At 53.5% G+C, this 15,156-nt stretch carries 17 protein-coding genes; 12 read left to right on the top strand and 5 right to left on the bottom strand.

Going from position 1 to position 15,156, the window contains the following annotated elements:
* Window positions 1-49: 49 nt before the first annotated feature.
* The 3 genes from hpaE to ACEN8Q_RS11895 are packed head-to-tail and all read right to left on the bottom strand — an operon-like array spanning window position 50 to window position 2,957.
* Window positions 50-1,510 (bottom strand): 5-carboxymethyl-2-hydroxymuconate semialdehyde dehydrogenase, encoded by a 1,461-nt coding sequence (hpaE, locus tag ACEN8Q_RS11905; RefSeq protein WP_413705252.1) that lies wholly within the window; start codon window positions 1,508-1,510, stop codon window positions 50-52.
* Window positions 1,511-1,515: 5 nt separating this feature from the next.
* Complete coding sequence (locus ACEN8Q_RS11900; protein ID WP_413421215.1) at window positions 1,516-2,286, bottom strand: fumarylacetoacetate hydrolase family protein; 771 nt, start codon at window positions 2,284-2,286, stop codon at window positions 1,516-1,518.
* Complete coding sequence (locus ACEN8Q_RS11895) at window positions 2,283-2,957, bottom strand: fumarylacetoacetate hydrolase family protein (protein ID WP_413705251.1); 675 nt, start codon at window positions 2,955-2,957, stop codon at window positions 2,283-2,285. Before ACEN8Q_RS11895 ends, ACEN8Q_RS11900 begins: the two co-directional genes overlap by 4 nt.
* Window positions 2,958-3,135: 178 nt before the next feature.
* Between ACEN8Q_RS11895 and hpaA the strand changes: the two genes are divergently transcribed.
* Both hpaA and hpaR read left to right on the top strand, forming a co-directional pair.
* The gene (gene hpaA / locus ACEN8Q_RS11890; RefSeq protein ID WP_413705250.1) at window positions 3,136-4,038 is read left to right on the top strand and encodes a 4-hydroxyphenylacetate catabolism regulatory protein HpaA; all 903 of its coding nucleotides are present in this window, start codon (window positions 3,136-3,138) and stop codon (window positions 4,036-4,038) included.
* A 126-nt stretch (window positions 4,039-4,164) separates the two neighbouring features.
* Window positions 4,165-4,587 (top strand): homoprotocatechuate degradation operon regulator HpaR, encoded by a 423-nt coding sequence (hpaR, locus tag ACEN8Q_RS11885; RefSeq protein ID WP_413421221.1) that lies wholly within the window; start codon window positions 4,165-4,167, stop codon window positions 4,585-4,587.
* 61 nt (window positions 4,588-4,648) lie between these two features.
* On the opposite strand, the gene ACEN8Q_RS11880 is transcribed toward hpaR, so the two are convergent.
* A complete protein-coding gene (locus tag ACEN8Q_RS11880; RefSeq protein ID WP_413421223.1) occupies window positions 4,649-5,212 on the bottom strand; it encodes a MarR family winged helix-turn-helix transcriptional regulator in 564 nt (187 codons plus the stop codon).
* Window positions 5,213-5,499: 287 nt separating this feature from the next.
* On the opposite strand from ACEN8Q_RS11880, the gene ACEN8Q_RS11875 reads away from it, so the two are divergent.
* The 7 genes from ACEN8Q_RS11875 (at window position 5,500) to ACEN8Q_RS11845 (ending at window position 11,727) form a co-directional block, all read left to right on the top strand.
* A complete protein-coding gene (locus ACEN8Q_RS11875; RefSeq protein WP_413421224.1) occupies window positions 5,500-6,747 on the top strand; it encodes a Rieske 2Fe-2S domain-containing protein in 1,248 nt (415 codons plus the stop codon).
* A gap of 76 nt (window positions 6,748-6,823) precedes the next feature.
* Complete coding sequence (locus tag ACEN8Q_RS11870; RefSeq protein WP_413705249.1) at window positions 6,824-7,783, top strand: PDR/VanB family oxidoreductase; 960 nt, start codon at window positions 6,824-6,826, stop codon at window positions 7,781-7,783.
* A gap of 94 nt (window positions 7,784-7,877) precedes the next feature.
* Window positions 7,878-8,723, top strand: a complete 846-nt coding sequence (locus ACEN8Q_RS11865; RefSeq protein WP_413421228.1) for an ABC transporter substrate-binding protein — start codon at window positions 7,878-7,880, stop codon at window positions 8,721-8,723.
* Window positions 8,724-8,736: 13 nt separating this feature from the next.
* A complete protein-coding gene (locus tag ACEN8Q_RS11860; protein ID WP_413421230.1) occupies window positions 8,737-9,726 on the top strand; it encodes a fumarylacetoacetate hydrolase family protein in 990 nt (329 codons plus the stop codon).
* Between the two features lie 11 nt (window positions 9,727-9,737).
* Window positions 9,738-10,208, top strand: coding sequence for a PaaI family thioesterase (locus ACEN8Q_RS11855; protein ID WP_413705248.1), 471 nt, complete (start codon window positions 9,738-9,740; stop codon window positions 10,206-10,208).
* A 56-nt stretch (window positions 10,209-10,264) separates the two neighbouring features.
* Complete coding sequence (locus ACEN8Q_RS11850; RefSeq protein WP_413705247.1) at window positions 10,265-10,804, top strand: cupin domain-containing protein; 540 nt, start codon at window positions 10,265-10,267, stop codon at window positions 10,802-10,804.
* Window positions 10,801-11,727 (top strand): 3-keto-5-aminohexanoate cleavage protein, encoded by a 927-nt coding sequence (locus ACEN8Q_RS11845; protein WP_413705246.1) that lies wholly within the window; start codon window positions 10,801-10,803, stop codon window positions 11,725-11,727. Before ACEN8Q_RS11850 ends, ACEN8Q_RS11845 begins: the two co-directional genes overlap by 4 nt.
* Before the next feature lie 114 nt (window positions 11,728-11,841).
* Here the strand turns inward: ACEN8Q_RS11845 and ACEN8Q_RS11840 are convergent, their stop codons facing one another.
* Window positions 11,842-12,438, bottom strand: coding sequence for a TetR/AcrR family transcriptional regulator C-terminal ligand-binding domain-containing protein (locus ACEN8Q_RS11840; protein WP_413705245.1), 597 nt, complete (start codon window positions 12,436-12,438; stop codon window positions 11,842-11,844).
* 290 nt (window positions 12,439-12,728) lie between these two features.
* On the opposite strand from ACEN8Q_RS11840, the gene ACEN8Q_RS11835 reads away from it, so the two are divergent.
* The 3 genes from ACEN8Q_RS11835 (at window position 12,729) to ACEN8Q_RS11825 (ending at window position 15,118) form a co-directional block, all read left to right on the top strand.
* Window positions 12,729-13,727 carry a fumarylacetoacetate hydrolase family protein gene (locus tag ACEN8Q_RS11835; RefSeq protein ID WP_413421239.1) on the top strand — a complete coding sequence of 333 codons (999 nt, stop codon included), beginning with the start codon at window positions 12,729-12,731 and terminating at the stop codon, window positions 13,725-13,727.
* Between the two features lie 95 nt (window positions 13,728-13,822).
* On the top strand, window positions 13,823-14,749 hold the full coding sequence (locus ACEN8Q_RS11830) for a VOC family protein (RefSeq protein WP_413421241.1): 927 nt from the start codon (window positions 13,823-13,825) through the stop codon (window positions 14,747-14,749).
* Between the two features lie 18 nt (window positions 14,750-14,767).
* A complete protein-coding gene (locus ACEN8Q_RS11825) occupies window positions 14,768-15,118 on the top strand; it encodes a Rieske (2Fe-2S) protein (RefSeq protein WP_413421243.1) in 351 nt (116 codons plus the stop codon).
* Window positions 15,119-15,156 lie beyond the last annotated feature (38 nt).

Genomic DNA, 15,156 nt, shown 5'->3' with positions numbered 1-15,156 from the left:
TGAGCCGATGCGCGACTCATCGAAGCCTTCAGCAGCGGCTATCGGCTGCTCACAATCCCCAGCGAGGGATGTGATGATTGCCCATGGAAATGCAAACGTTCTTGATTTCGGCGAAAACTTCGAAGCTGTATTGGCCACCTTCGCGCCCGGTACCGGAACCTTTCACACCACCGAATGGTTGACGTAGATCTCGCACGTTCTGGCTATTGATGAATACCATACCGGCTTCGATACCGTAGGCCAGGCGATGAGCCTTGCCGATGTCCTGGGTCCAGATGTAGGACGCGAGGCCGTACTCGGTGTCGTTCGCCAGTTGAAGGGCCTCGGCTTCATCCTTGAACGGAATCAGGCACACCACCGGACCGAAGATTTCTTCCTGGGCAATGCGCATTTTATTGTTCACATCGGCGAACACCGTCGGCTGGATAAACTGACCTTTGCTCAGGTGAGCTGGCAGGTTCGCCGGACGTTCCAAGCCGCCGGCGAGGAGGGTGGCGCCTTCTTCGAGGCCGATCTTGATGTAGCCGGTGACCTTGTCGTAGTGAGCCTGGGTGATCATCGAGCCGACTTGGGTTTTCGGGTCTTGAGGATCACCAACGATCAAGCGTTTGGCACGTGCCGCGAACTCAGCCACGAACTGCGGGTAAACACTTTCCTGGATGAAGATACGGCTACCGGCGGTGCAGCGCTCGCCATTGAGCGAGAAGATGGTGAACAACGCCGCGTCGAGGGCACGCTCCAGATCGGCATCTTCAAAGATCAATACCGGGGACTTGCCGCCCAGTTCCATGGAGTACTTTTTCAGGCCGGCGGTTTGCATGATTTTCTTGCCGGTGGCGGTGCCGCCGGTGAAGGAAATCGCTCGTACGTCCGGGTGCCGAACTAGCGCGTCACCGGCAGTAGCGCCATAGCCCTGGATGACGTTGAGTACACCGTTCGGAATGCCAGCTTCGACGGCCAGGCGACCCAGTTCGTTGGCCGTCAGCGGCGACAGCTCGGACATTTTCAGCACGGCAGTGTTGCCCAGTGCCAGGCACGGCGCAGTCTTCCAGGTCGCCGTCATGAACGGCACGTTCCAGGGTGACACCAGGCCGCAAACGCCCACCGGTTGGTACAAGGTGTAGTTGAGCATCTGGTCGTCGACCGGGTAACTGTGACCGTCCATGCGGGTGCAGACTTCGGCGAAAAAATCGAAGTTGTGCGAAGCGCGAGGGATCAACACGTTCTTGGTCTGATGGATCGGCAAACCAGTGTCCAGGGTTTCCAGCTCGGCCAGATGTGGAACGTTTTGCTCAATCAACTCGCCAAGTCTGCGCATCAGTCGTGCGCGCTCTTTGGCGGGCGTATTGGCCCATTTAGGAAAGGCTTCCTTGGCCGCCGCCACCGCTTGTGCGACTTCTTCAGCACCGCCACTGGCCACTTCACCAATCGCTTCGCCGGTGGCCGGATTGTAGTTGGTGAAGGTGTCTTTGCTTTCGACCTCACGGCCATTGATCCAATGTTTGATCATATTGCTCAAGCCTCTTTACGTGCGGAGAAAAAATCCGCTTCGCTGACAATTCGATTAACGAGGCGACCAACACCTTCGACTTCCACGATCACTTCATCGCCTGGAACTACGTCTGCGAGGCCTTCCGGTGTACCGGTGGCGATCATGTCGCCTGGCTGCAGGGTCATGAAACTGGACAGGTATTCGATCAGGTAGGGGATGTCGAAGATCATGTCTTTGGTCGAGCCTTCCTGGCGAAGCTCACCATTGATCCAAGTGCGCAGTTTCAGATTTCCCGGATCGGGGACATCTGCAACATCGACAATCCATGGACCGACCGGGGTCGTGGCGTCACGGTTTTTTACCCGCAAATTCGGGCGGTAGTAGTTTTCCAGGTAATCGCGGATCGCGTAGTCGTTACACAGGGTGTAACCCGCCAGATAGCTCAGCGCATCTTCACGCTTGACGTTGCGCGCAGGCTTGCCGATGACCGCAACCAGCTCGCACTCATAGTGCATGTAGGCAACGTTGTCAGGTCGCCAGGTGACCTGATTGTGGCCGGTGTAGGTACCCGGTGATTTAACGAACACCAAAGGTTCGGTGGGCGGCGAGAAGGCGAGTTCGGCAGCATGATCGGCATAGTTCAGGCCGAGGGCAAACATGCTGCCATTGGCCGGTGGCAGCCACTCGACCTTGTCTTCGCTGAGGGAGCGGCCATCGCTCAGATGCACGATGTTGTCTGCATCAACTGTGACGGAATGTATTTGGCTTTCGAATCGGATACGAGCGTGTTTCATACGGTGCCCTCCTGCTCGGCAACGATGATATTGGTCAGGCATCCCAGACCCTGGATTTCTACGTCTACGCGGTCACCTGGCAGGACATCGACACGACCCAAAGGTGTCCCGGTGATCAACACATCTCCGGCATACAAGGTCATGAACTCGCTGATTTCGGCGATCAGCTGAGGAATCTTGCGTACGAAGTTTGCGGTGGAGTCTTCTTGTCGAAGCTCGCCATTGACTCGTAGTTGCAGGGTCAGGTCATGCGGATTGGCAAGCTGTTCACGTGGTACGAGTTCCGGGCCGATGGCGCAGAAGCCATCGCGACATTTTGCTTTCACGGCAGGGCGGTAATAGCTCTCTTCCGGAAGGCTGAATTCGTTGACGATGGTATAGCCGGCAACATGATCCAGAGCCTCGTCAGCACTGACTCGACTGGCATCCTTGCCGATCACCACCCCCAGGGCCGGACCAGGTTGCAATGAAACGCCTGCACCGGGATGCACCACGGTGCCGCCATGTACGTTGCGCGTATTGGGGGTCTTGATGAATAGAACCGGTTTGACAGGCAGCTTTTGATACGGCGGCTGCTCGAACTCAGAAACGCGTTTCAGCAGCAATCTCTGGTAGTTCAGCGCTACACCGAGCAGGGTGCCGGTCGCAACGTCATGCAAGGCATGGCTCATGCTTCTCTCCTGGCAATGGCGGGACTGGAGGTGTCCGGCCTAATTATCGTTAACATGTTATCGTTATAGTTAATATGTTAATGATCGTCAAGCACCTTCTCGTTCGTGGCGATTTACTCGCAACGGGTGCACCATGGGGCGGGGATGTCGGGACTAAAAAAATAATGAGTAGTGCGTGATGAACGATCGGTATCCAATTCCTAACATCAACATCGGCCAGGTCTACGATCAGCGCTACAGCGATAGCGAGGTGCATTACGACAAGCTCGGCAACCTGGCGGGTTTCTTTGGGCGCAACATGCCAGTGCACCGCCACGATCGATTTTTCCAGGTGCATTACGTCAAGAGCGGAACGGTGAGGGTCTATCTTGATGACCAGCAGTACGTCGAGTCGGGCCCCATGTTTTTTCTCACTCCACCGACGATTCCCCATTCTTTCGTGACGGAGGCGGACAGCGACGGCCACGTGCTTACCGTTCGCCAGCAGTTGATCTGGCAATTGATCGAAAGCGATCCCGGGCTGGCACCGGGTCCGCAACCACCCCCTGCTTGTGTGGCGCTTGATCACCTGAAGCCTGAGCTGCAAAGCGAAGCACGGCGCCTGGCATTTCTTTTCGAAGAGCTGCGAGGGGAGATGAACAGTGGGGCCGCCGGTCACAGTGACGCGGTGCTAAGCCTGACTCGACTGGTCATGGTCGGCGTATTACGGTTGTGCGCAAACCCACTCGAAGCGACGCCCACGCGACGTGAAGACTTACAGATCTTTCATCGATTTAATGCACTGATTGAAGAGCATTATCTGGAGCACTGGGCGCTTGGCCGCTATGCGCAGGCCATTGGTGTTAACGAAGCGCGGCTTAACGACGTGTGTAGACGTATTGCCGATTTGCCGTCCAAACGCCTGGTGTTCGAAAGAGTCATGCAGGAAGCCAAACGTTTGCTGTTGTTCACGGGCAGCTCGGCAAATGAAATCTGCTACCTGCTGGGTTTCAGGGATCCGGCGTATTTCAGTCGTTTTTTTCAACGCAATGCACAAATGACGCCAGGAGAGTATCGCCAGCGACATTCGGGGTTTCGCTGACGACCTGTATTTTGGGTGACTGAATCGTGTTTGTTTCAGGGTAAAGGGGCGCGGCCGATTTCCAGCCGGTTGCGCTACTGAAGCACCAACCGTAAGCTGTTGGCTTGTTCACATAGTCCACTCAATATGCCCAATCCCCGACCTTCCCTGACACTCACTTTGCTCCAGGCACGCGAAGCGGTAATGACGTTTTTCCGTCCTGGCCTGAACGATCATGACTTGACCGAGCAGCAGTGGCGAGTCATTCGAATCCTGCGCCAACAGGGCGAACTGGAAAGTCACCAGTTGGCGCATCAGGCTTGTATTCTAAAACCCAGCATGAGCGGTGTGCTCAAGCGCCTGGAGCGCGACGGCCTGGTCATTCGCAGGAAATCGGCTGAAGATCAGCGCCGCATTTTCCTCAACCTGACCGAGCAAGGGCATGATTGCTTTTTGTCGATGAGCGAGGGGATGGAGCGCAATTACCTCGAGATCCAGCGGCAGTTTGGCGAGAAGAAATTGCAGAAGTTGCTCGAATTACTCGAGGATCTTAAAAAGATCAAGCCCTGAAAAGGGCTACCTGCTTTTTCAAATCGGCGACATCCGCTCATCCGCAGTCATGGATTGCTCATCACAGACCGGGATCGTCAGAGCGTGCGAGCGGGTTTTCACTGAGGGGAGTGATCTCCATCCACCCGGCTTCCAACGAATGCAACAGATGGCCAATCTGATCAAGCTCACCTTCTTTGCTATCGAGCGAAGCGAGGCATTTGGAGCTTGATTCCGCCAGGCGGGTGATAGCGACATCAACCAGGCGCATTCCTTCCTCACTCAATTGAATCAATTGACCTCGGCGATCACGTGGATCGGGAATCCGGTTGGCGACGCCGCGTTCCACCAATTTGTCCGCTCGATAGGTGGCAGCGCCTGACGTCACCTTCAGCAGGCGAAAAACATCGGTAGGGCGCATGCAATAAGGCGGGCCGCTTCGCCGTAAAGCGAACAGCAGCATAAGATCCTTCATTCCCAGTTCAAGGTCGTCCGCGATGACCTCGATGTGGTGATCGATCAGCATGGCCAGGCTTCGGATCCGAAGCGTAATTGCCAGTCCATGGTGATCCAGATCCGGGCGTTCGTTACGCCACGCTTGCGCCACGGCCTCAGGGCTGGCGGCAGGAAACAATAAATCGTTCATGCAAAATCCATCAGGTGGCTTTGAGGTGATCATACCTCAGTGTGAACCAGGCGTGCCCTGCAGCTATGGCGCTGCCAGGGATGTCATTGAGGCGATGAACCCCAGTGCATGGGGGGGGGGGGCGACGGAGCGCTCACGGCAAAGCGTTAACATGCTAACGAATTTTCTTGACGAGCTCTAAAAGCGAGCATAGCCTAAAACTATCTTAAAGACTGAGATACTTTGTTATTAAGATAGTTTTGGCCGCCTAGCTGCGGCTCTTCTAAAAAACAAGAACGGGGCTCGCTATGCTGACCGCTGAACAGAACCGCCTGCTGACGGACGTTTCCCCTGGCACACCTCTGCACAGGTATTGGAAAAGGCAATGGATTCCTGCATTGCGCAGTGAGGCGCTTGAGCCGGGAGGAACGCCACAACGTGTCGAATTGCTATGCGAAAAATATGTCGCCTTTCGCGCGGATGATGGTCATGTCGGATTCCTCCATGAGGCATGCCCCCATCGCGGCGTTTCGCTCGCGCTCGGTCGAAATGAAGGTAACCGCCTGACTTGCATCTTCCATGGCTGGAGTTTTGACACGCAGGGCAACTGCACCAAAATGCCAACCGAGAAGGACCAGGCTTTTTGCAAAAAGGTAAAGGGCCAGGGGTTCAGGGTGCGAGAGGGTGGCGGTATTGTCTGGGTGTACTTGGGTGAGGGCGAAGCGCCGGCCTTCACTGATTATGCATTCACCTATTTTGATCGTAAGCACGCCAGACCGCGGGCTTCCTATAACGAAGCGAACTGGTTGCAAAACGTCGAAACGTTGATGGACTCGGCCCATATCGGACTGCTGCACCATGACACCACGGCGAACCCGGAGCTTCCCCAGGCCGGGCTTCAGCTCGTCACTGGCAACGACACCCCCAAGTACACACTGGAAAGCAAGCCGTATGGCTTACGGTCGTATTCGTTGCGCACCACTGGTCAGGAGCAGGACTACCTTCGGGTGACCGAGTTTGTAGCACCGGCGACCGCGTTCATTGGTACCACCGAACAAGAAGCAGGATTTCTGATCATCGTAGTGCCGGTCAACAACACGCGCAGTCTTCAGTGGTACGTCTATTGGGATTCGCGCCAACCCATCGATGAAAACCTCCCGGATTTCGCGCTGCTGGGTACCGATGAATCCGACGACAACTTCGCAGCGTCCCGCCAAGGTCTTCCCAACTATGGGCAAGATCGCGAAGCAATGCGTGCCGGTCGGAGCTGGACAGGCGTTCCGGGCGTTATTTTTGAGGATTACGCCGTTGCAGAGAGCATCCCCATCGTCGATCGGACGCGGGAGTTTCTGGGTAGCGGGGATCTCGCAATTGTCCGTTTACGGCGTGAATTGATGGAGCGGATCCGTCAATCGGAAGCCAGTGAAGACAGCGTCCAGGCGCAAGCGAGCGACTACCGTTCATTGAGGGCGTTGGCTGACATGATTCCTGTTGGGACCGTCATTCAGGACTACACGGAGCAGAAGCGTCAAGAACGCAGAATGACTTATCTCTGAGCCCGTTCGGCCGTCAGCTCGATGAGCTGGCGGCCGAACGCTCCAATAACAATCATGGTTCAGGTTAGGTTGCGAAATGCCAAACACATTCCAGGTGTACATCAAATCAGTTACCCATGAGGCAGATGGGGTACTGGCGTATGAGCTAAAAGGGCTGGAGGGCGTAACGCTTCCTGCCTTTACTCCAGGGGCCCACATTGACGTCATCGCTGAGGGTATTCCTCTGCGCAGTTACTCCTTGCTCAACGATCCGTCTGAGAGAAATCGTTACGTCATAGCGGTCGCCAAGGACCCTAAAAGTCGTGGTGGATCGATCATGATTCACGATCGCTTGCGTCCCGGAGACAGGTTGCAGGTCAGTGAGCCTAGAAATCTGTTCCCCGTCTCTGAAGGCGAGCATCGTTCTGTCCTGATTGCGGGTGGGATAGGGGTTACGCCGCTTTGGTGTATGGCACAGCATTTAAATAGCAAAAAAATGGACTGGGAGCTGCATTACTTCGCTCGCAGTGTTAACCACGCCGCGTTGATTGACGCGATGCAAGGTCATATTACCCAGGACAAGGTCCAGTTGCTGTTGGGGTACGACGTCGAGGCTACTGTCGCTCATATCCAAGAGGTTTTCCGTGGTGATGATGGAACCCGGCATTACTATTGTTGCGGGCCTGCGGGGATGATTCAGGCCTATTCCCAGCAAGCAAAGGCGCTTTCCATCTCTGATAGCAGAGTTCACTTCGAGAGCTTTATACCGCTGCAGGAAGCCGCGACGTCGGGTGGATATGAGATCGTACTGGCGAAGACCGGGAAGACCCTCAAGATGGAGCAGGGCAAAAGCATACTCGATGCGCTGATTGAAAACGGTGTAGAAGTGATGCACTCCTGTCGCGAAGGCATCTGTGGTGCTTGTGAAGTGCGGGTGTTGGAGGGCACGCCAGACCACCGCGATTCAATTCTCAGCGACGCGGAAAAGCAGGCGGGCAAGACGTTGTTTGTCTGCTGCTCAGGAAGCAAGACACCTCGTATGGTGTTAGACCTATAACCCGCCTTCAAGCGGGTTAATCAAGCATCGGTAGGTTCGTTGACAATACGGTACGTATAGTTTTATATATGGGTACTTTCAACGAGAATAAAAAATGCCCAACGACTCTCTCCGTGTGATGTGGTTTGTCCCTCCCGCCATTGCGGTAGCAGCCTCGTGGCAAATGCCGGCGGATTTGCGCCTCGAGTCTTCAATGACTCAATCGTCTGATGAGCAGTACTCGTCACTTTGTGCAGGAGGGGTCGACGCGGTCGTAACGTCGATCGACAACGTTCTGCACTGGAACCGCCGGCAAGGTCCACAAGACTTCGTGGTGATTGCTCAAATTGAAACCACCACGCCGTTACAGCTGGTCGGCTCCTCGGCCATGTCAGCTCCTGCGGATTTGCGCGGTGCCAACATTCTGGTGGATGCCCCCGAGAACGGTTTTGTCATTGCACTTCGAGCGCTTCTCAAGGAAGTAGGACTCGGTGCTGACGACTATCGCCTGACACCCGTTGGCGGGGTGCGAGAGCGGTTCTCGGCTCTTGTTGCGGGGGAGGGTGATGCGACTTTGCTGGGGCCGCCTTTCGACACCATGGCGGTGCAGCGGGGACTCAATAAAATTGCAACGATTCAGGATGTATTTGCCAATTTTCCGGGTCAAGGATTGGTCGTAAGGAAATCGGTGACCCATACGAACGAAGTGCTGAAAGCGTGGGTACGCATCCTCAACGCATCGCTAACGACTCTGCCTGGCGACACAGCCAGGCTGACCGAGGCTTTGGGGTTGCTTGGCATGCCTGCCGAAGCAGTAACAGCATTGGTTAATGCATTCCCTGTAACTCTGACGCCTTCTCGCGAGGGTATCGAACTGCTTATTGGTCAAAGAGCTCTACTTGGGTTACCCGGTGCGGATTTTACCTATGAGCAAATTGTCGACTGCTCATTCCTACAATAATTCGGAGATGCACATGAAGAAGTTCTCGCTCGGTACATTTTCTTTAAAAACCAATCCGCATCACCGCTTTGCTGGTCTGGTTGTCGACGCAAAGGTTGTTCCAGTCAGCAGCGTGGCAGAGGCGTTCGATGTTGATATTCTCCGAGAAAAAAATGTGCTATCGCTACTTGAAAACTGGGATGCTAGCTACACCGCTCTCGAATCGATTGTGAGTAAAGCCACTACTTCCTCTTGGTATAATGAAGATCAACTCACGTTTCATCCTGCGATTGACCTGCCGCGGCAAGTGTTCTGCACCGGTGCAAACTATCGAAAGCATGTAGTGGATTTGACCGTTGATTCCAATGTCGGTCCAGAAGGACTGAGCAAGGAAGAATTAAGAAAGTGGGCCGAAGACATGATGGATCAGAGGGTGACTAATGGAGAACCCTATGTATTCACCAAACCCGTCTCTGCAATTTCGGGTGCCTATGAAGACTTGGTTCTTCCACCCACAACCAGCAAACCAGATTGGGAGTTGGAACTGGCCGTAGTAATAGGCAAGGAGGGGTACAATATCCGGGCGGAAGACGCCATGGATTATGTCGCCGGTTATACGATCGTCAATGACATCTCTGCTCGTGATCTGATTCCACGCACTGACTACAAGATGCTCGGTACCGACTGGCTGAGATCGAAAGGGCAGCCAGGCTTTCTTCCGCTTGGTCCGTATCTGGTTCCCAAGCAGTTCGTTGAAAATCCACACAACCTATCGATGCAACTGACAGTGTCCGGCAAAACAATGCAGGATGAGACCACTGCTGATATGCTTTTTGGAATTGAACAACAAATTGCATACATCTCGAAGTACGCAAAGCTATTGCCAGGTGATGTGATTTGTACTGGATCACCTGCAGGCAATGGAACTCATTACAATCGTTTCTTGCTCGACGGCGATATTATGGTTGGCACAATTGCCGGACTGGGTGAGCAGCGACAGAAGTGCATCAGTTATCCAGGTTGAGGCAACGTATTATGCAAACGATCGATGACAATCCAGATCGGGCCTTTTTGGAACGTGTTATTTCAGAGACCCAATTCGACATCCCGTTTGAATTGACTGCTGGACTAAGTGCGCTTGGCGCCCGGTTGGTTCATGGCCGCCCTGGAGTTGTCGAGCTCAGTTTCGAAGCGCCAGTTTCAGCCATTCAGGGTAATGGTGTTATAGCCGGTGGCACCTTGATGACCATGCTCGACTATGCCATGGCTTTTGCAGTGCTCAGCATGCTGCCGTGTGGGCAAACCTGTGCCACTACCAGTATCACGGTGAATATGCAGGCGGCTGCGAAACCGTCGTTGTTGAAAGCAAAAGCAACAGTTGAACGTGTGGGTCGTCAAATTGCGTTCGCCAGAGCCGAACTGCATGACCCTCAGCGAGAAGTGCTGGTCGCCAGTTCGTCAGCAACATTTGTGGTTATGCCAGTGAGTCGCCTGAAGGCGCCCTGAGTCAAAAAAAATTTAACCTATTACGAAACTAAACGAACCGTTTTTGAGGTTGTATGATGAATAACATTACCGAAGTGGCCTATAAGCCAGTACGGAGAATTGTCACTGGTCATAACGAAGCTGGTGAGTCGATTTTTACCAGTGACGCAGATACTCCAAATGTTCTGGCACAAGCGGGTAAACCGGTTGCACAGGTCGTTTGGGCGACGGGGGCGGGGCGCGCGGACGGTCTGGATCCAGCGCCAGCCGGACACAAATTTGGTTTTCATTCTGACGATGGTTCGCTTCTTCGGATAGTCGACTTCCCATCAGATGAGGTTTATGACCAGGAAAAGTTGGTCGAATTTCTGGATAAAGAAGGTGTTCGCGACAAGAAGGAGCCCCGACATTTCTGGTTCCACAAAACGCAATCGCTTGATTACGCGGTGGTGCTCGAGGGCGAGATTGTCGCAATGATGGATCACGGTGAGACCGTTATGCGGCCAGGAGACGTACTGGTACAGCGAGCAACGAATCACAGTTGGTCGAATCGTTCAGGGCGTAACTGTCGAATGCTGTTTGTCCTGTTAGCGCTGAAAGAAGGAGAAGAACTGTGAGAAAAATTATCATAACCGCCGCTATCACAGGTGGTGCTCATACGCCGTCGATGTCTCCTCATCTGCCGGTGACTCCCGAAGAGATTGGCGATCAGGCGATCGAAGCAGTAAAAGCGGGAGCGGCGATCGTTCATCTTCACGCCCGAAACCCTGAGGATGGTCGGCCTACTGGCGATCCTGAAATTTTCCGTCAATTCGTGTCTCGAATTAAGGCCGAAACGGATGCAATCGTGAACATTTCTACGGGCGGTGGTGGTCCGGGAATGGCCATTAGCGAGCGTGCGGCAGCAGGTGTTGCGCTGCAACCGGAGATGTGTTCCCTGAACATGGGGTCTATAAACCTCAACCTTTCCGAAATGGCCAGCAAGGATCGAGAGTGGCGTTACAGCTGGGAGGTGGAGCATCTTAATGCCACAAAGGATCTTGTCTTCCGCAATACTTTTGCCGATATCGAATGGATCCTGCGAACCATTGGAGATAGCGGTACTCGCTTTGAGTTCGAGTGTTACGACGTCAGCCACTTGTACACGCTAAAGTATTTCCTGGATAAAGGATTGGTTAAACCGCCATTGTTCATCCAGACAATTTTTGGATTGCGTGGTGCCATGGGTGCTCATATTGAAGATGTGATGCATCAGAAGCGAACCGCAGACCGTCTATTTGGCGATCAGTATCACTGGTCGGTATTGGGCGCAGGTAAAGACCAGATGTCACTAGCGACACTCGCGGCCATTATGGGCGGCAACGTCAGAGTGGGTCTTGAAGATAGCTTGTACATTGGGCGCGGTGAGTTGGCGGTTTCTAATGCCGCACAAGTACGGAAAATCCGAAGTATCGTGGAGCAGTTGGGCTTTGAAATTGCTACGCCTCAAGAGGCAAGGGAAATGCTCGCGCTAAAAGGAAAGGCAAATACTGCGTTCTAGATCCAGCAGGCTCACAAAGTGACTGGGCATCCTGTAGATATAGCATTGACTCCGTTGTGAAATGTAAATGCCGGCCATCAGGCCGGCATTTTATTTTGGAAGCTATAACGATCTTCAGAATTTAGAGCCCAACAGTTCGCATATGTAATTGAAATGTGATTCAGCGAAGGATTCGTCTAGAGGGGCGTGACCTATCATCAGGCGCATATAAGCCGGCCCATAGATCAAGTCCATAAGCACTTCGACATTTGAATCTTTTGAAATGTCGCCGCTGTTTTTCCACTCTTCAAGCATCTCTCTGACGACTGCTCTGCGGCCGTAATGAAATCGCTCACGGAAGACTCGAAGAATGGCAGGATCAGATTGACCCTCGGCAATGATTTGAGCGACGAGCCGTCCAGGCCATCCCGAATACTGCGCCACCAAAGAACGGAAATGATGTGCTATGGCGTCGCGTGGACACATTCCACGAGGAAACTTTGTTTTAACCAAATGCTGCTCAATAAACGCATCAATCACCACGGAAGCCTTGGATTCCCACCATCGATAAATGGTCGCCTTACTCACTCCTGCCTCTCGAGCTATCGCTTCGATAGAGATCGCTTGAATCGATTTGTCCTGGAGGAGGCTGATAGCCGCATCTAGGATCTGTCGGCGCGTTGCTTCACTACGAGGGCGTCCAGCAGGCAATGAGGTTTTCTTAACCTGCATTGGTGGGTTCCTTGGCGCTGCGGCCTTGAGATGGTCTGACTGATTCATTGTAGGAACTTATAATCGAAACGAGACGAGTAGTATATTTGTCGTCTGCCTGACTTATCAATTCGACTGTTTCAGTCCCTCCCGATGCCTATTGATCTGTCTGAGCCAGGGGCTTGATGTATCAGCGGGACCTTCGAAATTGTACCAATTTTTGCTCTTTACAAAACGGTGCGTGTCGTTTAGCTTTAGGTCCTGGAAAGCTGATTCAGGCTCATTCAAGTCAATAAAAAGAGGGGAATCACATGAAGCTAGGTCGAATTTCTGTTAACGGGCCCGACGGCGCGGAAGCGCGCCTGGTGCTGGTATTTCCAGAGGAGCATCGGGTCATCGACCTGAAGCGCGCGCTCCATGAGCAGTTGGTCAAGGGCGGTTCTTCCCGGGAAAGCGCTCTGCAATATGCAAATGCTGTTTTCCCCGGCAGCATGTCGGCGGCAATTGCACTGGGCACGCCGTTTATCGAGGCGGCAGAAAAAATCAATGCAAAACGGCCAGATGCACATTCGATCTCATTCGATAGCGTGCAGTGGTTGCCAGCCTCGGATCCTTCTGTGGTGCGAGATGGACTGACATTCGTGGGCCACATCAAAGGCTTCCATGAAAAAATTGGCCAGCCGCCCACTCCAAATCTCTTGAAGGTGCCTGGCTATTTCAAAGGTACGCCGCATACAGTGATTGGGCATGAAGCGGAAGTTCCGTGGCCAGGATACATCCAGCACATGGACTACGAGTTGGAGCTTGGTTACGTCATCGGCAAGCGTGGAGAAAGCCTGCGCCCTGAAAACGCCCTTGATCACTTGTTTGGTATCACCATCTTCAATGACTTTAGTGCCCGCGATTGTCAGGCGGTCGAAATGCCGATTGGGATGGGCCCCACCAAGTGCAAAGACTTCGCCTACGGTATCGGGCCTTGGATTACCACCGTCGATGAATTCAAAGATCTGGACCGGATCGGCATGGAAGTCCGCGTCAATGGCGAGACTTGGGGTAAGGGTGACAGCTCCAACAAACTTTGGACGATTGGTGAGCTGATTGCCTGGGCCAGCCTTGGTGAAGCCATCGTGCCTGGCGATGTAATCGGCTCGGGTACGATGGGCGGTGGTTCAGCTCTGGAGCTCGATCGCAGGCTCCAGCCCGGTGATGTCGTCGAAATCATCGTTGATGGCGTTGGAACTTTGCGCAACAAGATGGGGCAACCTATCTCCGGTCTATGGTGGCCTGAAGAGCGCAAGCCATTCATGTGACGTGTATTTGAAACTCACGCGCGCATCAGAGATCTCAGGCCCTGCAATGGTTCGGGCCTGACATAACAAAAACGCATTCTTTGACAGGTGTTGAAATGAACATCCTTGGCCCGGACACTTTGTATTTTGGTGTTGACGATGTCGCGCTCTGCGAGCGCTTCCTGGAGGATTACGGCCTTGAGCCGGTAGGGGGCGGACGCTTTGAGGCATTGGATGGAACTGGTGTAGTTATCAAACATCGTGACGATCCCTCGCTACCTGCCTGGAATTTGCCGACCGCGAACATGTTGCGCAAGACAATGTATGGCGTAAAAGACGTCGCGACTCTCGCGAGCATCCGGAAGGAATTTGAGGGCGAGCGAGAAGTCAAGGTTCTGGCTGATGGTTCACTGGAGTTAGTGGACGATCTCGGATTCGCCCTGGGCTTTCAAGTTTCGATGAGAAAGCCGCACAAACTGCCTGCCGAGCGCGTAAACGCGCCTGGAGATATTCACCGTCCTGCAAACAAAACCGGTGTGGATGAAAGTTCCGAGCTCGCTCCGAAGCCACGAACGCTCTCCCACGTTGTCTATTTCGTTCCAGATATCGAAAAGGCCGAGCGCTTCTATGCGGATCGTCTGGGCTTCAAACTCACCGACAAATTTGTCGGGATGGGGCCATTTCTGCGTCCTGCGGGTACTTTCGACCACCACACCCTTTTCTTCATTCAAACCCCGCCGCATTTGCAGGGATGCGAACACTTTACCTTCCATATGGGGGGGCCGCAGGAAGTACTGCAAGCCGGCTATGCGTTTGCAGCTAAAGGTTATGAGTCATATTGGGGGCCAGGGCGACATAAGTTTGGGTCTAACTGGTTCTGGTACTTCAACACCCCATTGGGCTGCCACATCGAGTACGACGCCGATATGGATCAGCACGACGATGACTGGTCGCCGCGCGTAGCCCCTGCAATCATGGATAACTCCCAAGTGTTCCTGTTCCAATGGCGTGAAAAATGGGCTCCTGGCGGCAAGCCTGATTAATAAGGAGGGAAGTTAAAGATGGCAAAATCTGATCGCCGCAGGCTTTGCCATCTCGAGCAAATTGCGCCAGGCCAATCTTTGGGGTTCAGGAAGGGAAGCATAGGCCCCGACGACATTTTTTTAGTCAATGACTGCGGGAATATTTTTGGCTATAAAAACTCTTGTCCCCATTGGCCGGGCTCAACTATGCCAGTGCGCAAGAATCGATATCTCGACGGCGAGTCCAGGCATATCGTTTGTAGTGGTCATGGTGCGTTGTTTGAAATTAGTTCGGGTTTGTGCATAAAAGGTCCCTGTCTTGGCTTGCGTTTGATTCCTGTAAGTTTGGAAATTACTGAGGTGGGAGAAATATTTTTCCTGGAAGAGTAGCAGCCAAAGGATTTTTGGCAGACTCTTGTATTGCTTGA

The organism is Pseudomonas sp. Pseusp16 (assembly GCF_047324915.1).
Lineage (GTDB): Bacteria > Pseudomonadota > Gammaproteobacteria > Pseudomonadales > Pseudomonadaceae > Aquipseudomonas > Aquipseudomonas fluorescens_CD.
This window is presented reverse-complemented; position numbering and strand designations above follow the sequence as displayed.